Genomic DNA, 18904 nt, shown 5'->3' on the forward strand with positions numbered 1-18904 from the left:
TAGAATCTCCCACAGGGGCGTGGTGCATCAGACAAAGCAGAGCGAAAGCGACTCAGCAATATAAGCAGGCTTCTCTTCACCCTCGATTTCCAGCGTGGCAATCGCCTTCAGCAGCCACTGCCCCGGTCTTTTTTCGGTCACCTCGGCCAGGTCCACTTTCAGCCGCACCTGGCTGTTCACCTTGACCGGCTGGATGAAACGCACGCTGTCCAGCCCGTAGTTCACCACCATCTTCATGCCTTGCGGCAGCACCAGGATGTCTTCGATCAGCTTGGGGATCAGTGAAAGGGTCAGAAAGCCATGGGCAATTGTGCTGCCAAACGGGGTTTGCGCGGCCTTTTCCGGGTCGACGTGGATGAACTGGAAATCGCCGGTGGCTTCGGCGAACAGGTTGATGCGCTGCTGGTCGATCTTCAGCCAGGCCGAGCGGCCCAGTTCCTTACCAACGTATTGCGAAAGCTCTGTAACCGGTACATAGGGCATCGCGGACTCTCCAGGTTGTCAGTTGGTACGAAAGTGCAAGATCAGCACGCTCGGCCATTGCAGTCAAGTTGTCCGCTTTTCGGCGAATATCGATCTATAGCACGGCGTGCTTATAATGGTGCCATGCCCAAGGGAGATGCTTATGCTGTTGCGTGGTCTGACCTGGCTGGTGCTGTTCCAGCTGTTGGGAACGGCGATCAACCATCTGTTGCTGCCGGTTTTGCCGGGCCCGATCATTGGCCTGTTGCTGCTGTTGGGCTTCCTCATGGCCCGCGGCGAGGTTGGCAAGCCACTGAATGAAGCGGCCAGTAGCCTGCTGCGCTACCTGCCGCTGTTGCTGGTGCCGCCGGCGGTGGGGGTGATGGTCTATGCCCGGGATATCGCTGCCGACTTCTGGGCGATTGTCGGCGCCCTGCTGGTTTCCTGCCTGCTGACCCTGGTTTTCGTCGGGGTGCTGATGCAGAAACTGATCCAGCGCCAGAGCAAGCGCGAGGAGCAGCCATGATGCTTGACTGGCAAGGCGCCCTGGATGCGGTCGTGCACCACCCTTTGTTTGGCATCGGTCTCACCCTGGCGGCCTACCAACTGGTGCTCGCCGCCTACGACAAGACGCGCTGGATCTTCCTGCAGCCGGTGTTGGTGTCGATGCTGCTGGTGATCGGCGTGCTGCTGGCGTGCGGCATCGACTACAGCGAATACCGCAACAGCACGCAAATCATGAATACCCTGCTGGGCCCGGCCACCGTGGCCCTGGCGGTGCCTTTGTACCTCAACCTGCGGCGCATCCGGCAGTTGTTCTGGCCCATCTTTACTACGCTGGTAGTCGGGGGGCTGTTTGCCACCCTGTGTTGCCTGCTGTTGGGCTGGTGGTTCGGTGCCGAGCACATGATCCTGATGACCATGGCGCCGAAGTCGGTCACCTCGCCGATTGCCATGCTGGTGGCCGAACAGATTGGCGGGGTCGCTGCCCTGGCAGCGGTGTTCGTGCTGATTACCGGGGTAATCGGCGCCATCTTCGGCCCGGCGCTGCTCAGCCGTGTTGGCGTGCACAGCCCGGAAGCCCGCGGCATGTCGCTGGGGGTGACTGCGCACGCGGTGGGCACTTCGGTGGCCCTGCAGGAAAGTGACGAATGCGGCGCCTTTGCCGCGCTTGCAATGAGCCTGATGGGCGTAGCCACGGCGGTGTTCCTGCCGTTGGCGGTAAGCCTGGTGGCCTGAGGACTGGTGATGACGCTACCGCTGTTTCCGCTCAATACCGTGCTGTTTCCTGGCTGCTTTCTCGACTTGCAGATTTTTGAGGCGCGCTACCTCGACATGATCGGGCGCTGCATGAAGCAGGGCGAAGGGTTTGGCGTGGTGTGCATCCTGGAGGGCGAGCAGGTGGGCAAGGCGCCGCCGACGGTCGCCTCAATCGGCTGCGAGGCGCTGATCCGCGATTTCGTACAGCAGGACAACGGCTTGCTGGGCATTCGCGTCGAAGGCGTGCGGCGCTTCAACCTGGACAGCACCGAGGTGCAAAAGGACCAGTTGCTGGTAGGGCAGGTGCAGTGGCTGGCCGAGCAGGCCGACAGCCCGTTGCTGGAAGCGGACGATGACCTGGTGGCGCTGCTGGTGGCCTTGGGTGAGCACCCGATGGTCGAGGCGCTGGACATGCCGCGCCCGCTGGACGGGCGCCAGGCGCTGGCCAACCAGCTGGCTTACCTGCTGCCGTTCATGGAAGAAGACAAGCTGGACCTGCTGAGCCTCGACTCGCCGCAGCAGCGGCTGGGCGAGATCCAGAAATTGCTGGAGCGGATTCAGGGCGAGCTGTTTGCCTGAGGTGAGAGTTGCCTGCGCCGGCCTGTTGGTAGCGGAGCCTGTGTAGTAGCGGCTTGCCCCATCAACAGGCCGGCAACATCAATAGTGATACCTGGCCAACGCCTGCGGCAGTGCGTGCATGGCAAAAAAGGCCAGCAGCGCCACGCAAGCCGGCAACACCAGCCACCATACCCGCTGCGGCAGGGCCGGCAGCGGCTGGCGGTACTGCACCAGGGTCAGGCTAAAGGCGCACACGCAGCAGGCCAGCAGGGCCCCGGCGAGGATATCGGTGGGCCAGTGAGCACCCAGGTAGACCCGCGACAGGGCAATCGCCAGCGCCGGAATGCAGCCCAGCAACACCCAGGTCAGGCGCATCCGCGGCGGCTGACCGCGCCCGGCCAGCACCGCCATCACCAGGAAGAAGGCAAACGATGCCGAGCTGTGCCCGCTGGGCATGCTGTAGCTGGTCAGCGGGTCGCTCAGCACCTCGGGCCGGGCACGGGCAAACAGCCATTTGAGGGTGCCATTGGCGATTGCCGTGCCCATCAGCGCGCCGCCGGCGAACACGGCGTGGCGCCATTGCCGGGCCAGCAGCAACAGGCCGGTCAGCAAGCCGCCCAGGAACAGCTGGGTTCTGAAGTCGCCCAGGCGGGTGACCAGGACCACGGTGCCATCGATGGCCTGGCTGCGGTGCTCCTGCACCAGGGTCATCACGCCTTGGTCGAATTCATGCAGGTACGGCCAGCCCAGAAAAATGCCGGCCAGGGCGATCAGGCTCAAGCCGGCAACCAGCCGGGTGCCGTGGCGTTGATCGCGAATGCTGCTGTTCAGGCTCAGGCCGATCAGCACGGCCAAGCCGCCGGCGAGGATGCCGGCGTCCAGCCAGAAGCCCTCTGGCAAGGGCAGGCGCATGGCAGCCCCCGTGGCCCAGCCAGGCAACAGGTAGGCCACTGACCAACCCGCGCCGGCCACCAGGCTGACGGCGATGAAGCGTGGCAGCGGCATGTCGAACATGCCGGCGACCATCGGCAGCATGGGGCGCAGCGGGCCGATGAAGCGGCCGACCAGCAGGCTGGCGATGCCGTAGCGCTGGAAGTAGGTTTCGGCACTGCCGATCCACTCCGGGTGATGGCGCAGCAATGGCAGCCGGCGGATGTTCTGGTGGAAGTACTTGCCCACCGTGTACGACAGGGCGTCGCCCAGCAGCCCGCCGAGAAAACCCAGAAGCAAGGTCTCGCCCAGGCTGAAGGTGCCGCTACCGGCCAGTACCGCCACGGCGAACAGCAGCACCGTACCCGGCACGATGATGCCGGCGATGGCCAGGCATTCGACGCAGGCCACCAGGAAAATCGCCACGCCAAGCCACTGGGGGTTGGCGCTGAGCCAGCCGGTCAGGCTGTCGAGCCATTGGCCCATGGTCAGCTTCCTTGTTCGAGAATGAAGAAATCGCGACCTTCGACTTGGCCGCGGCGCAAGGGGTTCCGCGTGCAGAAACGCGCGTACTCGGCATCGACGAAGCGGTATGGCAGGTGCTCGTCGCGCCCGTGCGGGATACCCAGGCGGGTGGCCTGGATCACCTTCGGCACGGGGCTGCCACAATCCTCCACATACAGGCGCTCGGCGTCGAAGCGCTGGGCATCCCACTGTGGCACTTTCAAGCCCAGGGCGCGGCACAGCAGCGTTTGGCCGGCGCACAGGCGTTCCGGCGGGCGCAGCTTGCCACTGGCGTCGGGGTTGTTCAGTTGCATCTGGGCCAGGCTGTTGGGGCCCGAGCGGGCGTCCTGCCAAGGATAGGCGGACTTGATGAGCACTGCGTTGCCAGGGCCGTGGGCGCTGAAGTTCAGCGAGTCGCCGCCGCGCGCGTAGTACATGTAGATATGCCCGCCATCGAGGAACAGCGCCTTGCGCTTCTCGGTGTAGCCGAGTGAGGCATGGCTGCCTTTGTCGGTGAGGTAGTAGGCCTCGGTTTCGATGATGCGCGCCGCCAGCCACAGGTCGCCCTGGCGATGGCGGATGACCTTGCCCAGCAGGGCTTTGGCCAGGGTTTGGGCGTCGCGGTCGAAAAAGCTGTCGGGCAGGGCTGGCATGCGGGCTGTTCGCTATCTGGGGACGCCGGATAATAGCAATGAATGGCTTAATCGAGGCTGAATCGAGTGTGGTGTTGGCGGGGCCGGCCCTTTCGCGGGCATGCCCGCTCCCACAGGTACTGCATGGCCCAAGGCCTTGTGAAATCCCTGTGGCAGCGGGCGCGCCCGCGAAAGGGCCACAGCAGGAGAGTGATTTCGATAAGAGCGGTTACATCTTTCCTGCATATTGCCCAGGCCATTTTCGACCATCCGCCACCCACCGCTGGGCGTATACCTGCGCGGCAGTTATAATCAGCCGATTTCCCCTTCGCCAAGACACCGAACCCATGACTGAGTCCGTTCTTGACTATATGACCCGCCTGGGTCGCGCTGCCCGCGAGGCGTCCCGGGTCATCGGCCGTGCCAGCACTGCGCAGAAGAACCGCGCCCTGTTGGCCGCCGCCGATGCGCTGGATGCTGCCCGCGCCGAGCTCACCGCTGCCAACGAACTGGACCTGGCCGCCGGCCGTGCCAATGGCCTGGAGCCTGCGCTGCTGGACCGCCTGGCGCTGACCCCGGCCCGCATCGACGGCATGATCACCGGCCTGCGCCAGGTGGCCAGCTTGCCGGACCCGGTGGGCGCCATCCGGGACATGAGCTACCGCCCATCGGGCATCCAGGTCGGCAAGATGCGTACGCCACTGGGGGTGATCGGGATCATCTACGAGTCGCGCCCCAACGTGACCATCGATGCCGCCAGCCTGTGCCTGAAGTCGGGTAACGCCACCATCCTGCGTGGCGGCTCCGAAGCCATTCATTCCAACCGCGCCATCGCCACCTGCATCCAGCGTGGCCTGGCCGCTGCCGACCTGCCGGCCGCGGTGGTCCAGGTGGTCGAAACCACCGACCGCGAGGCCGTGGGCGCGCTGATCAGCATGCCTGCGTTCGTCGATGTCATCGTCCCCCGTGGTGGCCGTGGCCTCATCGAGCGCATCAGCCGCGATGCCCGCGTGCCGGTGATCAAGCACCTGGACGGTATCTGCCACATCTATGTCAGCCAGCATGCCGACCTGGACAAGGCCTGGAATGTGGCATTCAACGCCAAGACATACCGCTACGGCATTTGCGGGGCCATGGAAACGCTGCTGGTCGACCAGCAGGTGGCCGAGCGCTTCCTGCCGGAAATGGCCCGCCGCTTCCAGGACAAAGGCGTGGAACTGCGGGGTTGCGAGCGCACCCAGGCACTCATCGACGCCAAACCGGCTACCGAAGACGACTGGCACACCGAGTACCTGGACGCGATCCTGGCAATTCGCGTGGTCGACGGCCTGGATCAGGCTATCGAACACATCAATCACTATGGCTCGCACCACACCGACTCGATCATCAGCGAACACCAGGGCGAAGCCCGCCAGTTCATGGCTGAGGTCGATTCGGCATCGGTCATGCTCAACACCCCAACCTGTTTCGCCGATGGCTTCGAGTACGGGCTGGGCGCGGAAATCGGCATTTCCACCGACAAGCTGCATGCCCGCGGCCCCGTCGGCCTGGAGGGGCTGACCTGCGAAAAATACGTCGTCATCGGTGATGGCCAGTTGCGCGGTCAGGGGTCCTGCTGAGTTGAGCAAAGCCCAGGCAGTCCGGCGCATCGGCATTCTCGGCGGAACGTTCGATCCGGTGCACATCGGCCACCTGCGCAGCGCGCTGGAAGTGGCCGAGTTCATGGGGCTGGACGAACTGCGCCTGCTGCCCAATGCCCGGCCGCCGCACCGCGATACCCCGCAGGTGGCCGCGCAAGACCGCCTGGCCATGGTGCGCGAAGCAGTACAAGGGGTGGCCTGCCTGAGCGTCGACGCCCGCGAGCTCGAGCGTGACAAGCCGTCGTACACCATCGACACACTGGAGTCGGTCCGTGCCGAACTGGCCGGTAACGACCAGTTGTTCCTGGTGCTGGGCTGGGATGCCTTCTGTGGCTTGCCCAACTGGCACCGCTGGGAAGAATTGCTGCAACACTGTCACATCCTGGTGCTGCAACGCCCGGATGCCGACGTAGAACCCCCTGACGAGCTGCGCAACCTGCTGGCTGCGCGCTCGGAGAGCGATCCCACCGCCATGTCCGGCCCGGCGGGAAATATTTCGTTCGTCTGGCAGACACCGCTTGCGGTGTCGGCTACACAGATCCGACAGCTGCTGGCCAGCGGCAAATCGGTGAGGTTCCTGGTGCCGGACGCCGTACTGGCCTATATCGAGGCGCACGAACTGTATCGTGCGCCCAACTGACGGCGCCCCTGGCGCCTCATCCAACGAGTTGAACGAGTTTTATATGACCAAGCAGAAAATTTACGGCGAAGAACTGGTCGCAGTGACCAAGGCCGCGCTGGAAGACGTGAAGGCCCAGGACATCCAGGTCATCGACGTGCGCGAGAAGCACAGCCTGACCGATTACATGATCATTGCCACCGGTACCTCCAACCGCCAGATCAACGCCATGGCCGAAAAGGTCCGTGAAGCCGTCAAGGCCAAGGGCGCACAGCCTCTGGGCGAAGAAGGCAAGGGCGACAGCGATTGGGTGCTGCTGGACCTGAACGACGTCATCGTGCACATGATGACCGCCGCTGCGCGCCAGTTCTACGACCTGGAGCGCCTGTGGCAAGGCGCCGAGCAAAGCCGTGCTGCCGATGGCAAGCACCACAGCCCGGACCATGCCCACGAGTACTCCGACAAGCTCAAAGACCGCGAATAAGGGCAGCGCCGTGCGTTTGCGCCTGATTGCGGTCGGCTCGCGCATGCCGAAGTGGGTCGAGGAAGGCTGGCATGAATATGCCAAGCGCCTGCCCGCCGAGCTGTCGCTGGAGCTGGTGGAAATTCCGCTGAACACCCGTGGCAAGAATGCCGACGTCGCCCGCCTGATCCGTCAGGAGGGCGAGGCCATGCTGAGCAAGGTGCAGCCCGGGGAACGCATCGTTACCCTGGAGGTCCATGGCAAGCCCTGGAGTACCGAGCAACTGGCGGGCGAGCTGGATCGCTGGCGGCTGGACGCGCGCACGGTCAATTTGATGGTGGGAGGCCCGGAGGGCCTGGCGCCTGAGGTTTGCGCGCGCGCCGAGCAACGCTGGTCGCTGTCGCCGCTGACCCTGCCACACCCGTTGGTAAGGATACTCATCGGCGAGCAGATCTACCGCGCCTGGACCGTGTTGTCCGGGCACCCTTACCACAAATGAGCCTGTAAGCCGTCCGATGTCGCAGCCGATCCGTCTCAAGGACCACGAGAAAGACGCCCGCCTGGTGCGTAACCGCGTCGTGGTCGGCGCAATCGCAGTGGTGCTGCTGGTGTGCGTGCTGATCGCGCGGCTGTACTACCTGCAGATCATCCAGTACGACTACCACTCCACGCTGTCGGAAAACAACCGGGTGCATGTGCAGCCGATCCCGCCGACCCGCGGGTTGATCTTCGACCGTAACGGCGTGATCGTGGCCGACAACCGGCCCAGTTTCAGCCTGTCGATGACCCGCGAACGCGCGGGGAACTGGCAGGAAGTACTGGACACCATCGTCGAAGTGCTGGAATTGACCGAAGACGACCGCGCCCTGTTCGAGAAGCGCATGCGCCAGGGCCGCCGGCCGTTCGAGCCGGTGCCGATCCTGTTCGAGCTCAACGAAGAACAGATTGCCCGGGTGGCGGTCAACCAGTTCCGCCTGCCGGGTGTCGAGGTGGTCGCGCAGCTGGTGCGGCATTACCCACAGGGGGCGCACTTCGCCCACTCGGTGGGTTACGTGGGGCGGATCAACGAGAAAGAGCTGAAAACCCTCGACCCGGTGAACTACAGCGGTACCCACCATATCGGCAAGACCGGCATCGAGCGCTTCTACGAGGATGCGCTGCACGGCCAGGTCGGTTACGAGGAAGTCGAGACCAACGCCCGCGGCCGCGTGCTGCGGGTGCTCAAGCGCACCGACCCCAAGCCGGGCAAGGACATCGTGCTGAGCCTGGACATCAAGCTGCAGGAAGCCGCCGAGGCCGCCCTGGGTGGCCGCCGGGGCGCCGTGGTGGCGCTGGACCCGCGCACTGGCGAGGTTCTGGCCATGGTCAGCCAGCCAAGCTTCGATCCCAACCTGTTCGTCACCGGCATCAGCTTCAAGGCGTATGCCGAGTTGCGTGATTCGATCGACCGGCCGCTGTTCAACCGCGTATTGCGCGGCCTGTACCCGCCTGGCTCCACCATCAAGCCGGCGGTGGCGATTGCCGGCCTGGACAGCGGTGTGGTCAACGCCAGTAGCCGGGTATTCGACCCTGGCTACTACCAACTGCCCAACTACGACCACAAATACCGTAACTGGAACCGCTCGGGTGATGGCTGGGTCGACCTGGACACCGCGATCATGCGCTCCAACGACACCTACTTCTACGACCTTGCCCACAAGATGGGCATCGACCGGCTGTCCAGTTACATGAACAAGTTCGGCATCGGCCAGCGGGTATCCCTGGACATGTTCGAGGAATCTGCCGGGCTGATGCCATCGCGGGAATGGAAGCGCGCCACCCGCCGCCAGGCCTGGTTCCCGGGTGAAACCCTGATTCTTGGCATTGGCCAGGGCTACATGCAGGCGACGCCGTTGCAACTGGCCCAGGCCACTGCGCTGATCGCCAACAAAGGCGTATGGAACCGCCCGCACCTGGCCAAGACCATCGAAGGCCAGCCGCCGGTAGACGAAAACCCCATGGCGAATATTGTGCTCCGGGACAAGTCGGACTGGGCCAAGGTCACCCATGGCATGGAGCAGGTGATGCACAACGCCCGCGGTACCGCACGCAAGGCCGCCCTCGGTGCCCAATACCGCATCGCCGGCAAGAGCGGTACCGCCCAGGTGGTGGCGATCAAGCAGGGTGAAAAGTACGACCGTAACAAACTTCAGGAGCGCCACCGTGACCACGCCCTGTTCGTTGCCTTCGCTCCCGCCGAAGCCCCGCAGATCGTGGTGTCGGTGATGGTCGAGAACGGCGAGTCCGGTTCGGGTGTTGCGGCACCGGTGGTCCGCCAGATCATGGACGCCTGGCTGCTCGACGAAAATGGCCGTCTCAAGCCCGAGTTCGCGCCTGCTACCGCTACCCAGGAATCAGCCCTGTGATGAACAATTTCGATCGCATGCTCTCCAGTGAGGATGTGATGCGTCGGCGCGCCAGCTTCCTGCAGCGCATTCATGTCGACGGCCCTTTGCTGATCATTCTACTGACCCTCGCCGCCGGCAGCCTGTTCGTGCTGTATTCGGCCAGCGGCAAGAACTGGGACCTGCTGCTCAAGCAGGCGACCTCGTTCGGCATCGGTCTGGTGTCGATGTTCGTCATCGCCCAGCTGGAGCCGCGCTTCATGGCCCGCTGGGTGCCGCTGGCCTACCTCACCGGGGTGCTGCTGCTGGTGGTGGTGGATGTGATGGGCCATAACGCCATGGGCGCCACGCGCTGGATCAACATCCCGGGGGTGATCCGCTTCCAGCCCTCGGAATTCATGAAGATCATCATGCCGGCGACCATTGCCTGGTACCTGTCCAAGCGCACCTTGCCGCCGCACCTGAAGCACGTGGCCATCAGCCTGGTGCTGATCGGCGTGCCATTCATTCTGATCGTGCGCCAGCCCGACCTGGGCACCGCACTGCTGATCCTGGCATCGGGCGCCTTCGTGCTGTTCATGGGTGGCCTGCGCTGGCGCTGGATCCTCAGCGTGCTGGCAGCGGCGGTGCCGGTGGCGGTGGCGATGTGGTTCTTTGTCATGCACGACTACCAGAAGCAGCGTGTACTGACCTTCCTCGACCCGGAAAGCGACCCGCTGGGCACCGGCTGGAACATCATCCAGTCCAAGGCGGCAATCGGTTCGGGCGGGGTGTTCGGCAAAGGCTGGCTGCTCGGCACCCAGTCGCACCTGGACTTCCTTCCGGAAAGCCATACCGACTTCATCATCGCCGTGCTCGGCGAGGAGTTCGGCCTGGTCGGTATCTGCCTGCTGCTGATCGTCTACCTGCTGCTGATCGGCCGTGGCCTGATGATTACCGCCCAGGCCCAGACCCTGTTCGGCAAGCTGCTGGCGGGTAGCCTGACCATGACCTTCTTTGTCTACGTATTCGTCAATATCGGCATGGTCAGCGGCCTGCTGCCCGTAGTGGGCGTGCCGCTGCCCTTTATCAGCTATGGCGGAACATCCTTGGTAACGCTGCTGTCAGCGTTTGGCGTTCTCATGTCGATCCATACGCACCGAAAATGGATCGCACAGGTTTGAAAAAGGTGAACAATTTGATGCAAGCAGTGCGTAACTGGGCTGCCCGTTGTGCGCCGTGGGTCGGCGCGGTGGGCCTGTTCGGCGCTGTACAGCTGGCCCATGCCGGCGACTATGAGGGTTCGCCACAGGTGGCCGAGCTGGTGGGCGAAATGAGCCGTGACTACGGTTTTGCCCCGGAGCAGCTGATGGGGGTGTTCCGTGAGGTGCAGCGCAAGCAGTCGATTCTGGATGCCATCTCGCGCCCTGCCGAGCGGGTAAAGCCGTGGAAGGACTACCGGCCGATGTTCATCACCGATGCGCGCATTGCCCGTGGGGTGGACTTCTGGCGCCAGCACGAGGCTGTGCTGGCGCGCGCCGAGCAGGAATACGGGGTGCCGGCGCAATATATCGTCGCGATCATCGGGGTCGAAACCTTCTTCGGCCGCAACACCGGCAACTACCGGGTGATCGATGCCCTGTCGACGCTGGGCTTCGACTACCCGCCGCGCGCCGAGTTCTTCCGCAAGGAGCTGCGTGAGTTCCTGCTGCTGGCGCGCGATGAGCAGCTGGACCCGTTGACCCTCAAAGGCTCTTACGCCGGTGCCATGGGCCTTCCACAGTTCATGCCGAGCAGTTTTCGCAACTATGCGGTGGACTTCGACGGTGACGGCCACATCAACATCTGGAACAACCCGGACGATGCCATTGGCAGCGTGGCCAACTACTTCAAGCGCCACGGCTGGGTAGCCGGCGAAGGCGTGGTCAGCCGCGCCTGGGTAGAAGGTGCGCGCGCCGACGAAGGCCTGACCACCGGTATCGAGCCGGTCAAGACCGCGGGGGAGTTGCGCGCGCTTGGCTGGTCGGTTCATGATTCGCTGCGCGATGATCTGCCGGTTACGGCCTTCCGGCTCGAAGGCGACAATGGCCCCGAGTACTGGATGGGGCTGAAGAACTTCTACGCGATCACTCGCTACAACCGCAGCGTGATGTATGCCATGGCGGTGCATCAGCTCGCGGAACAGCTGGTTCAAGTACGGGGCGTCAAGTAATGCGCGCAATCATCTCTGCACACTCTTTCAAGCTGCTCACCTGCCTCGCCGTTGGCCTGGTGCTGGCCAGTTGCTCTTCCAACCGCCCGGCCCCGCAAAAAAGCAGCGGCAACGTGGTACGCAGCCAGCCGGGCCTGGATATCAACCGGGCACACAAGGATGGCGCGCCGTGGTGGGACGTGGATGTGAACAAGATCCCCGACGCCACGCCAACCGTGCACACCGGTAACTACAAGGCCAACCCCTACACGGTGCTGGGCAAGACCTACTACCCCATGCAGGACTCGCGCAACTACCGCGCCGAGGGTACCGCGTCCTGGTACGGCACCAAGTTTCACGGGCAGAACACCGCCAATGGTGAGCTGTACGACCTGTACGGCATGAGTGCCGCGCACAAGACCTTGCCGCTGCCGGCCTATGTGCGCGTGACCAACCTGGCCAACGGCCGTAGCGTGATTCTGCGGGTCAATGACCGTGGGCCGTTCTATTCCGACCGCATCATCGACCTGTCCTATGCCGCAGCGAAGAAGCTCGGTTATGCCGAAATCGGCACCGCACACGTGCGCGTCGAGGGCATCGACCCGCAGCAATGGTGGGCCCAGCGTGGCCAGACGCCACCGATGGTGCTGAAGGAGCCCCAGGTGGCCCAGACCCAGGCGGTGCCGGCCACGACCGGGCGGGTCGAGCAATGGACGCCGCCGCCGCAGCAGCACGCGGCGCCGGTGGTGCCGGTACAGGTAGGGGGCAACAACGTACCGGGTGGCAAAGGCGGCAGCTTCCTGCAGGTGGGTGCCTTCGCCAACCCGGATGCCGCCGAACTGCTGCGCTCCAAGCTCAGCACCATGGTCAGCGCGCCGGTGTTCATCAGCTCGATCGTGCGTAACCAGCAGACCCTGCACCGCGTGCGGCTGGGTCCGATCGGCAGCCAGGGCGAGATCCAGCAAGCCCAGGACAGCATCCGCCTGGCGAACTTGGGGCAGGCCAAGCTGGTCACAGACTGAGCTCAGCTACAAGCAACCGGCTGCAAGCTGCAAGCTGCAAGAAGACCCTGCGCCCACCCGCTTTGTCTTTCGGCTTGCCGCTTGAAACTCTTGCTGTCGGTTTTGTCATGAACTGCCGGGCTCGGCCATGTACAATGTCGGCTTTTGCCCGCAGCGGCATAAAGCCGCACTGTAGCGGGCCAGGCCTCTGGCCATAAAACTAGACTGACTGGCGCTGGGCGCATGATGTTGCCCAGGGAACATCAGACCATTAGCGATTTTCGAGAGACGGATGAACATCACCAACCTTGCCAAACGACTTTGCCTGCCTGTACTGCTGCTGATCACGCCTGCTGCCTTCGCGGCCGAGCAGATGACACCGGCACCACCACAACTGGCAGCCAAGTCCTACGTACTCATGGACGCGTCCAGCGGCAACGTGCTGGTCGAAAACAACGGTGACGAGCGCCTGCCGCCAGCCAGCCTGACCAAGCTGATGACCGCCTACATCGCCACCCTGGACATCCGCCGTGGCCAGATCGGCGAGAACGACCCGGTTACCGTCAGTGAAAACGCCTGGCGTACCGGCGGTTCGCGCATGTTCATCAAGGTTGGCAGCCAGGTCACCGTCAGCGACCTGCTGCACGGCATCATCATCCAGTCCGGCAACGATGCCTCGGTCGCCCTGTCCGAGCACATCGCCGGCAGCGAAGATGCCTTCGCCGACATGATGAACAAGACCGCGGCCGACCTGGGCATGACCAACAGCCACTTCATGAACCCGACTGGCCTGCCGAACCCGGACCACTACTCATCGGCCCATGACATGGCGGTACTGGCCCGGGCGATCATCAACGTCGACCCGGCGCACTACGCCATCTATTCGCAGAAAGAGTTCTTCTGGAACAACATCAAGCAGCCTAACCGCAACCTGCTGCTGTGGCGTGACAAGACCGTCGACGGCCTGAAAACCGGCCACACCGAAGAAGCAGGCTACTGCATGGTGGCTTCGGCGGTACGCGATGGCCAGCGCCTGATCGCGGTGGTGTTCGGCACCAACAGCGAACAAGCGCGTGCTGCCGAAACCCAGAAGCTGCTGACCTACGGCTTCCGCTTCTTCGAAACCCAGACCTTCTACCAGAAGGGCACCGAGCTGACCCAGGCGCCGGTGTGGAAGGGCGCCACTGGCCAAGTCAAGGCCGGCCTGGCCGACGACCTGACCATGACCATGCCTAAAGGCCAGCTCAAGCGCCTGGTCGCCACGATGACCATGAACCCGCAGCTCACCGCGCCAATCGCCAAAGGTGACGTGATCGGCAAAGTGGAAGTCAAACTGGACGAGAAAGTGGTTCACAGCGCCGACCTGATCGCCCTCGATGGCGTCGAGGAAGGTGGTTTCTTCCGCCGTATGTGGGATAGCATCCGTCTATTCTTCTACGGGTTGTTCAACTGATACGTGACCTGCACACCCCCGCGCATCACGCGGGGGTGTTGTTGCCACGGCTTACGAGGCCGTTTCCGCCATGAGCGAACCAGACGTCAAGTCGCACAAGATCGAATTCCCTTGCGCCGATTACCCGATCAAAGTCATCGGTGACACCGTTGTCGGCTTCAAGGACACGGTTATCGAGATTCTCAGCAAGCACGCCAAAGTCGACCTTTCCACCCTGGCCGAACGCCAGAGCAAGGAAGGCAAGTACACCACCGTGCAACTGCACATCGTTGCCGAAAGCGAGAACCAGCTGCACGATATCAACAGCGCCCTGCGCGCTACCGGTATCGTGAAAATGGTGCTCTGATGCCCGCCTGCCTCGGTTTTCGCGAGCTTGGCCTGCAGCCCTACCAACCGGTGCTGGAGGCCATGCGGCGCTTCACCGAGCAGCGCAGCCCGGCCAGCCAGGATGAAATCTGGCTGGTCGAGCACCCTGCGGTCTTTACCCAGGGCCAGGCCGGCAAGGCCGAGCACCTGCTGGTGCCGGGTGACATCCCGGTGGTGCAGACCGACCGCGGCGGCCAGGTGACCTACCATGGCCCCGGGCAGTTGGTGGCCTACCTGCTGCTGGATGTACGCCGGCTGGGTTTTGGTGTACGTGAGCTGGTCAGCCGTATCGAGCAGACCCTCATCGACCTGCTGGCCAGCTATGGCGTGCAGGCTTCAGCCAAGCCCGATGCGCCGGGCGTCTATGTCGATGGAGCGAAAATCGCCTCCCTCGGCCTGCGAATTCGCAACGGCCGTTCGTTTCACGGCCTTGCCCTGAACGTGGACATGGACCTTGCGCCATTCCGCCGAATCAACCCCTGCGGTTATGCGGGGCTGGCGATGACCCAGCTACGTGACCTGGCAGGCCCGATCGAACTCGACGAGGTCAGGACAAGGCTGCGCGGACAGCTGGTCAAGCACCTCGACTACGCTGAGCAGACGACCCTCACGGGCGGAATCGACTGAATATGACAACTGTGCAAGAAGCCGTGCCCAACCTGATACCTACCCAGGATGCCACCCCGCGCCCAGCGCCGAAGAAGGTGGAAGCCGGGGTCAAGCTGCGTGGCGCCGAGAAGGTGGCGCGCATCCCGGTGAAAATCATCCCGACCGACGAGTTGCCGAAAAAGCCCGACTGGATTCGCGTGCGTATCCCAGTCTCGCCGGAGGTCGACCGCATCAAGCAACTGCTGCGCAAGCACAAGCTGCACAGCGTGTGCGAGGAAGCTTCCTGCCCGAACCTGGGTGAGTGCTTCTCGGGCGGCACCGCCACCTTCATGATCATGGGTGACATCTGCACCCGTCGTTGCCCGTTCTGCGACGTAGGCCACGGCCGGCCGAAGCCGCTGGACCTGGACGAGCCGAAAAACCTGGCGGTCGCCATCGCTGACCTGCGCCTGAAGTACGTGGTGATCACTTCGGTAGACCGCGACGACCTGCGTGACGGTGGTGCCCAGCACTTTGCCGACTGCATCCGCGAAATCCGCGCGCTGTCGCCAGGCGTGCAACTGGAAACCCTGGTGCCGGACTACCGCGGGCGTATGGACGTGGCACTGGAAATCACTGCGCAAGAGCCGCCGGATGTGTTCAACCACAACCTCGAAACCGTGCCGCGCCTGTACAAGGCCGCGCGCCCGGGCTCTGACTACGACTGGTCGCTGGACCTGTTGCAGAAGTTCAAGCAGTTGGTGCCGCATGTACCCACCAAGTCGGGCCTGATGCTGGGCCTGGGTGAAACCGACGAAGAAGTGATCGAAGTGATGCACCGCATGCGTGAGCATGACATCGACATGCTTACCCTCGGTCAGTACCTGCAACCGTCGCGCAGCCACCTGCCGGTGCAGCGTTTCGTGCACCCCGACACCTTTGCCTGGTTCGCCGAGGAAGGCTACAAGATGGGCTTCAAGAACGTGGCTTCCGGCCCGCTGGTGCGCTCTTCGTACCATGCCGACCAGCAGGCGCACGAAGCCAAGATCAAGCTCTGAGCCTGGCTGAAACACAAATGCCGATGCTTGCCGAAAGGGCAGCATCGGCATTTTTTTTGCCGGCGACAAGCCATAAGCTACAAGCGACAAGATGCCTGGAGCTGCATGATGAATTGTGTCGATACCCTTCCCGTACATTTGCCCAAGGCGATCTTGCAGGACACCTGCTTCGCTATCATCGCGCCGGCGGGCTCGGCGCGGCTGGATACGCACAAGGTCAACCAGTGGTTCGCTGATCGTGGCTACCGTTGCCGCATTTACCCAGGTGCCCTGCAGGCTCAGGGTTACCTGGCAGGCCCGGACCAGCAGCGGCTGCAGGACCTGCACGATGCCTTTGCCGACCCGGGCATCGACGCCATCCTGTGCATGCGCGGCGGTTACGGCAGCATGCGCCTGCTCGACCAGCTGGATTTCCAGCTGATACGGCGCAACCCCAAGCCGCTGATTGGCTACAGCGATATCACGGCGCTGCATACGGCCCTTTATCGGCATGCCGGGCTGATCACGTTCCATGGGGGGATGCTCAATGCCGACTTGCTCGGCGGCAAGCTGCCGCCGACCGAGTCGTCTTTGCTGGCCCAGCTGGGTGGGCATGTGCGCGCAGGGGAGCAGATTGCCCACCCAGCGGGCTATGCCATGAGCACGGTGATGCCGGGGGTTGCCAGCGGGCGTTTGCTGGGTGGCAACCTGTCGATGCTGGGCGCGACGCTTGGCACCGTGGCCGAGCTGGATACCGAGGGCTGCATCCTGTTTATCGAAGACGTCAACGAGCCGCTGTACCGGGTAGACCGGCTACTGACGCAGTTGCGCCTGGCGGGCAAGCTGGCGGGCGTGAAAGGCGTGCTGGTAGGGGATTTTGCCGGGATTACCACGGCGGCGTTGACGCCATTGCTGGAGGAAACTTTCGGGCCCTTCGGCGTGCCGGTGCTGGCGGGGTGGCGCAGTGGGCATTGCGACCCGAATGTGTGCTTGCCGCTGGGGGCTCGGGTACGGCTGGACAGTGTTCAGCAGAGCTTGGTGTTGGAGCAGGATGTGTTCAAGGCTTGAGATAGGCGGGGCTGCTTTGCAGCAGCCCTTTCGCGACACAAGGCCGCTCCTACAGGGATCGCGTTACACCAACGTACCGCAACCCCCAGCTACCTCACTGGCTACGCAGGCTCTCAAGCAGCTTATGGGTCGGGTAACCATCCGCCGGCCACCCCAGCCCTTGCTGGGCATTGCGTATGGCCTTGCGGGTGTTGGCGCCGATAATGCCATCGGCATTGCCCGCATCATACCCACGGCCATTGAGCAGGTTCTGCAACTCCACGCGTTCGCTGCGGCTCAGCGGCAAGTCTTCCTTCGGCCAGCTGCCGGCAATGAAGCCCCAGCCGCTGAAGCGGTCGGCCAGCAGGCTCACCGCCAGTGCATAGGACGATGAGTTGTTGTACTTGAGGATGGCGCGGAAGTTATCCAGTACCAGGAACGCCGGGCCACGCGCGCCTGCTGGCAACAGCAACGCGGCAGACAGCTGGTTGCTGCCCGCTGGCAATTGGGTACCGGTTGGCAGCTTCACACCCATTGCCAGCCACTCGCTCACCGGCCTGCGCAACGCGCCATCGGCCTGCCAGAAATCGAAACCTGGCGGTACCTGCACCTCGAAGCCCCACGGTTGGCCACGCTTCCAACCCGAGCTTTGCAGGTAGTGCGCGGTCGAGGCCAGGGCGTCGGGGGTGCTGTTCCAGATGTCGCGGCGGCCGTCGCCGTCAAAGTCCACGGCATGGGTGTTGTAGGTGGTCGGGATGAACTGGGTCTGGCCCATGGCGCCAGCCCACGAGCCACGCATGGCCTCAGGCTGGATGTCGCCATGCTGGATGATCTGCAGGGCGGCGATCAGCTGGTCCTGGGCGAACTGCGGGCGACGGCCTTCATAGGCCAGGGTCGCCAGCGAGCGGATTACCGACTTGTTGCCCTGGAACTGGCCGAAATTGCTCTCCATGCCCCACACCGCCACCAGCACCTGGCGGTCAACGCCATAGCGTTGCTCGATGCGGGTCAGCAGTTCGGCGTTCTGATCCAGCAACCGCTTGCCATTGCGCACGCGCAAAGGGGACAGCGCGCCTTCGAGGTATTCCCACACCGGGCGGCTGAACTCAGGCTGGCTGCGGTCGGCCTTGATCACGTCCATGTCGGGGGTAACCCCGAGGAAGGCGCGGTCGAAGATGCTGGGCGAAATACCTGCTTGCAAGGCTTGTTCGCGGAAACCCGCTTGCCACTGGGCGAAGGTTTGCAAAGGCTGGATTTCAGTGCTGGCGTCTGGCGTTGCACCGGGCACGGTTACCACGGGCGCAGGTTGCGCAGGGGCCAGCGGCAGCGCGTCGGCGGCGGTAGGTTTTTCCGCGCAGGCAACCAGCAGGATGAAGCTGGAGGCCGCGATCAGCTGGCGGGTTTCCCAACGGGGAGAAAGACGGAAGAGCATGCACAGATCCAGAATTGCAGGTCAGGTGCTGACCATATCATGCCTGCGCCCGCGATGCTTTCATGCCGCCAAAAAGTAGGAAGCCTCCCAATCTCTCGATTGGAAGGCTTCGCGGCGGTAGCTGCCTTTGCCTTTTTCCGGTTGTTCCTGGCGGCAGCGGAACAGCGGTTGGGCAATGATCGACTTGGCCTTGTTGGGGCCGTGCTTTTTCGGCTTTTTGCTCATGGCGGGGTTCCCGTGGTGGGTGGGTTTCGGGGCGCACTTTAGGGCCCAGGGGCGATGTGGGCCAATTGATTGTGTATATGGTTCACAGGCCCTATCGCTGGCAAGCCACACAGGGATCGCCTTAGGGCTGACA

At 63.5% G+C, this 18904-nt stretch carries 21 protein-coding genes; 16 read left to right on the forward strand and 5 right to left on the reverse strand.

Translation table 11 applies throughout. The features are described 5' to 3' along the window. Positions 1 to 27: 27 nt before the first annotated feature. A complete protein-coding gene (locus tag G1E_RS00380) occupies positions 28 to 483 on the reverse strand; it encodes a MaoC family dehydratase (RefSeq protein ID WP_009685814.1) in 456 nt (151 codons plus the stop codon). 142 nt (positions 484 to 625) lie between these two features. Between G1E_RS00380 and G1E_RS00385 the strand changes: the two genes are divergently transcribed. Genes G1E_RS00385 through G1E_RS00395 form a run of 3 tightly spaced genes read left to right on the forward strand, consistent with a single transcriptional unit; the run spans position 626 to position 2301 of the window. After that, positions 626 to 988 carry a CidA/LrgA family protein gene (locus G1E_RS00385; protein WP_047149540.1) on the forward strand — a complete coding sequence of 121 codons (363 nt, stop codon included), beginning with the start codon at positions 626 to 628 and terminating at the stop codon, positions 986 to 988. Next, complete coding sequence (locus G1E_RS00390) at positions 985 to 1701, forward strand: LrgB family protein (RefSeq protein ID WP_009685817.1); 717 nt, start codon at positions 985 to 987, stop codon at positions 1699 to 1701. Before G1E_RS00385 ends, G1E_RS00390 begins: the two co-directional genes overlap by 4 nt. Before the next feature lie 9 nt (positions 1702 to 1710). Continuing rightward, positions 1711 to 2301: an LON peptidase substrate-binding domain-containing protein gene (locus tag G1E_RS00395; RefSeq protein WP_009685818.1), complete on the forward strand. Its 591-nt coding sequence runs from the start codon at positions 1711 to 1713 to the stop codon at positions 2299 to 2301. 78 nt (positions 2302 to 2379) lie between these two features. Here G1E_RS00395 and G1E_RS00400 read toward each other — a convergent pair whose 3' ends face one another. Further along, entirely contained in the window at positions 2380 to 3696 is a 1317-nt protein-coding gene (locus G1E_RS00400) for a bifunctional DedA family/phosphatase PAP2 family protein (protein WP_047149541.1), read from the reverse strand. A gap of 2 nt (positions 3697 to 3698) precedes the next feature. Further along, positions 3699 to 4367 carry a DNA-3-methyladenine glycosylase gene (locus G1E_RS00405; protein ID WP_047149542.1) on the reverse strand — a complete coding sequence of 223 codons (669 nt, stop codon included), beginning with the start codon at positions 4365 to 4367 and terminating at the stop codon, positions 3699 to 3701. Positions 4368 to 4693: 326 nt separating this feature from the next. Between G1E_RS00405 and G1E_RS00410 the strand changes: the two genes are divergently transcribed. The 13 genes from G1E_RS00410 to G1E_RS00470 all read left to right on the forward strand — a co-directional run bounded on the left by G1E_RS00410 (position 4694) and on the right by G1E_RS00470 (position 17135). Further along, positions 4694 to 5965 (forward strand): glutamate-5-semialdehyde dehydrogenase, encoded by a 1272-nt coding sequence (locus tag G1E_RS00410; protein ID WP_009685823.1) that lies wholly within the window; start codon positions 4694 to 4696, stop codon positions 5963 to 5965. Next, on the forward strand, positions 5934 to 6626 hold the full coding sequence (gene nadD, locus G1E_RS00415) for a nicotinate-nucleotide adenylyltransferase (protein WP_047149543.1): 693 nt from the start codon (positions 5934 to 5936) through the stop codon (positions 6624 to 6626). Before G1E_RS00410 ends, nadD begins: the two co-directional genes overlap by 32 nt. A 43-nt stretch (positions 6627 to 6669) precedes the next feature. Next, positions 6670 to 7089 (forward strand): ribosome silencing factor, encoded by a 420-nt coding sequence (rsfS, locus tag G1E_RS00420; protein WP_009685825.1) that lies wholly within the window; start codon positions 6670 to 6672, stop codon positions 7087 to 7089. 10 nt (positions 7090 to 7099) lie between these two features. Next, positions 7100 to 7567 carry a 23S rRNA (pseudouridine(1915)-N(3))-methyltransferase RlmH gene (rlmH, locus tag G1E_RS00425; RefSeq protein ID WP_009685826.1) on the forward strand — a complete coding sequence of 156 codons (468 nt, stop codon included), beginning with the start codon at positions 7100 to 7102 and terminating at the stop codon, positions 7565 to 7567. Between the two features lie 16 nt (positions 7568 to 7583). Then, positions 7584 to 9473: a penicillin-binding protein 2 gene (gene mrdA / locus G1E_RS00430; protein WP_009685827.1), complete on the forward strand. Its 1890-nt coding sequence runs from the start codon at positions 7584 to 7586 to the stop codon at positions 9471 to 9473. A 38-nt stretch (positions 9474 to 9511) separates the two neighbouring features. Beyond that, on the forward strand, positions 9512 to 10615 hold the full coding sequence (gene rodA, locus G1E_RS00435) for a rod shape-determining protein RodA (RefSeq protein ID WP_009685828.1): 1104 nt from the start codon (positions 9512 to 9514) through the stop codon (positions 10613 to 10615). 17 nt (positions 10616 to 10632) lie between these two features. Beyond that, positions 10633 to 11643: a lytic murein transglycosylase B gene (mltB, locus tag G1E_RS00440; RefSeq protein ID WP_009685829.1), complete on the forward strand. Its 1011-nt coding sequence runs from the start codon at positions 10633 to 10635 to the stop codon at positions 11641 to 11643. Further along, positions 11643 to 12644, forward strand: coding sequence for a septal ring lytic transglycosylase RlpA family protein (locus G1E_RS00445; protein ID WP_009685830.1), 1002 nt, complete (start codon positions 11643 to 11645; stop codon positions 12642 to 12644). Before mltB ends, G1E_RS00445 begins: the two co-directional genes overlap by 1 nt. Positions 12645 to 12915: 271 nt before the next feature. Continuing rightward, positions 12916 to 14076: a D-alanyl-D-alanine carboxypeptidase family protein gene (locus G1E_RS00450; RefSeq protein ID WP_009685831.1), complete on the forward strand. Its 1161-nt coding sequence runs from the start codon at positions 12916 to 12918 to the stop codon at positions 14074 to 14076. Between the two features lie 70 nt (positions 14077 to 14146). Further along, a complete protein-coding gene (locus G1E_RS00455; protein WP_009685832.1) occupies positions 14147 to 14422 on the forward strand; it encodes a DUF493 domain-containing protein in 276 nt (91 codons plus the stop codon). Beyond that, the gene (gene lipB, locus G1E_RS00460; RefSeq protein ID WP_009685833.1) at positions 14422 to 15069 is read left to right on the forward strand and encodes a lipoyl(octanoyl) transferase LipB; all 648 of its coding nucleotides are present in this window, start codon (positions 14422 to 14424) and stop codon (positions 15067 to 15069) included. Before G1E_RS00455 ends, lipB begins: the two co-directional genes overlap by 1 nt. Before the next feature lie 2 nt (positions 15070 to 15071). Then, a complete protein-coding gene (gene lipA, locus G1E_RS00465) occupies positions 15072 to 16088 on the forward strand; it encodes a lipoyl synthase (RefSeq protein ID WP_009685834.1) in 1017 nt (338 codons plus the stop codon). 108 nt (positions 16089 to 16196) lie between these two features. Further along, the gene (locus tag G1E_RS00470) at positions 16197 to 17135 is read left to right on the forward strand and encodes an LD-carboxypeptidase (RefSeq protein WP_047149544.1); all 939 of its coding nucleotides are present in this window, start codon (positions 16197 to 16199) and stop codon (positions 17133 to 17135) included. A gap of 94 nt (positions 17136 to 17229) precedes the next feature. Here G1E_RS00470 and G1E_RS00475 read toward each other — a convergent pair whose 3' ends face one another. Together G1E_RS00475 and arfA are read right to left on the reverse strand one after the other, a co-directional pair. Next, on the reverse strand, positions 17230 to 18546 hold the full coding sequence (locus tag G1E_RS00475) for a lytic murein transglycosylase (RefSeq protein ID WP_009685837.1): 1317 nt from the start codon (positions 18544 to 18546) through the stop codon (positions 17230 to 17232). Positions 18547 to 18606: 60 nt separating this feature from the next. Continuing rightward, on the reverse strand, positions 18607 to 18771 hold the full coding sequence (gene arfA / locus G1E_RS00480) for an alternative ribosome rescue factor ArfA (RefSeq protein ID WP_009685838.1): 165 nt from the start codon (positions 18769 to 18771) through the stop codon (positions 18607 to 18609). Positions 18772 to 18904 lie beyond the last annotated feature (133 nt).

It is taken from the genome of Pseudomonas sp. TJI-51, from assembly GCF_000190455.2.
Lineage (GTDB): Bacteria > Pseudomonadota > Gammaproteobacteria > Pseudomonadales > Pseudomonadaceae > Aquipseudomonas > Aquipseudomonas juntendi.

Bases quoted from the DNA above. Each gene is read 5' to 3' on its own strand.
- G1E_RS00380 (WP_009685814.1), bottom strand. From the start codon at position 483: ATGCCCTATGTACCGGTTACAGAGCTTTCGCAATACGTTGGTAAGGAA.
- G1E_RS00385 (WP_047149540.1), top strand. From the start codon at position 626: ATGCTGTTGCGTGGTCTGACCTGGCTGGTGCTGTTCCAGCTGTTGGGA.
- G1E_RS00390 (WP_009685817.1), top strand. From the start codon at position 985: ATGATGCTTGACTGGCAAGGCGCCCTGGATGCGGTCGTGCACCACCCT.
- G1E_RS00395 (WP_009685818.1), top strand. From the start codon at position 1,711: ATGACGCTACCGCTGTTTCCGCTCAATACCGTGCTGTTTCCTGGCTGC.
- G1E_RS00400 (WP_047149541.1), bottom strand. From the start codon at position 3,696: ATGGGCCAATGGCTCGACAGCCTGACCGGCTGGCTCAGCGCCAACCCC.
- G1E_RS00405 (WP_047149542.1), bottom strand. From the start codon at position 4,367: ATGCCAGCCCTGCCCGACAGCTTTTTCGACCGCGACGCCCAAACCCTG.
- G1E_RS00410 (WP_009685823.1), top strand. From the start codon at position 4,694: ATGACTGAGTCCGTTCTTGACTATATGACCCGCCTGGGTCGCGCTGCC.
- nadD (WP_047149543.1), top strand. From the start codon at position 5,934: ATGGCCAGTTGCGCGGTCAGGGGTCCTGCTGAGTTGAGCAAAGCCCAG.
- rsfS (WP_009685825.1), top strand. From the start codon at position 6,670: ATGACCAAGCAGAAAATTTACGGCGAAGAACTGGTCGCAGTGACCAAG.
- mrdA (WP_009685827.1), top strand. From the start codon at position 7,584: ATGTCGCAGCCGATCCGTCTCAAGGACCACGAGAAAGACGCCCGCCTG.
- rodA (WP_009685828.1), top strand. From the start codon at position 9,512: ATGCGTCGGCGCGCCAGCTTCCTGCAGCGCATTCATGTCGACGGCCCT.
- mltB (WP_009685829.1), top strand. From the start codon at position 10,633: ATGCAAGCAGTGCGTAACTGGGCTGCCCGTTGTGCGCCGTGGGTCGGC.
- G1E_RS00445 (WP_009685830.1), top strand. From the start codon at position 11,643: ATGCGCGCAATCATCTCTGCACACTCTTTCAAGCTGCTCACCTGCCTC.
- G1E_RS00450 (WP_009685831.1), top strand. From the start codon at position 12,916: ATGAACATCACCAACCTTGCCAAACGACTTTGCCTGCCTGTACTGCTG.
- G1E_RS00455 (WP_009685832.1), top strand. From the start codon at position 14,147: ATGAGCGAACCAGACGTCAAGTCGCACAAGATCGAATTCCCTTGCGCC.
- lipB (WP_009685833.1), top strand. From the start codon at position 14,422: ATGCCCGCCTGCCTCGGTTTTCGCGAGCTTGGCCTGCAGCCCTACCAA.
- lipA (WP_009685834.1), top strand. From the start codon at position 15,072: ATGACAACTGTGCAAGAAGCCGTGCCCAACCTGATACCTACCCAGGAT.
- G1E_RS00470 (WP_047149544.1), top strand. From the start codon at position 16,197: ATGAATTGTGTCGATACCCTTCCCGTACATTTGCCCAAGGCGATCTTG.
- G1E_RS00475 (WP_009685837.1), bottom strand. From the start codon at position 18,546: ATGCTCTTCCGTCTTTCTCCCCGTTGGGAAACCCGCCAGCTGATCGCG.
- arfA (WP_009685838.1), bottom strand. From the start codon at position 18,771: ATGAGCAAAAAGCCGAAAAAGCACGGCCCCAACAAGGCCAAGTCGATC.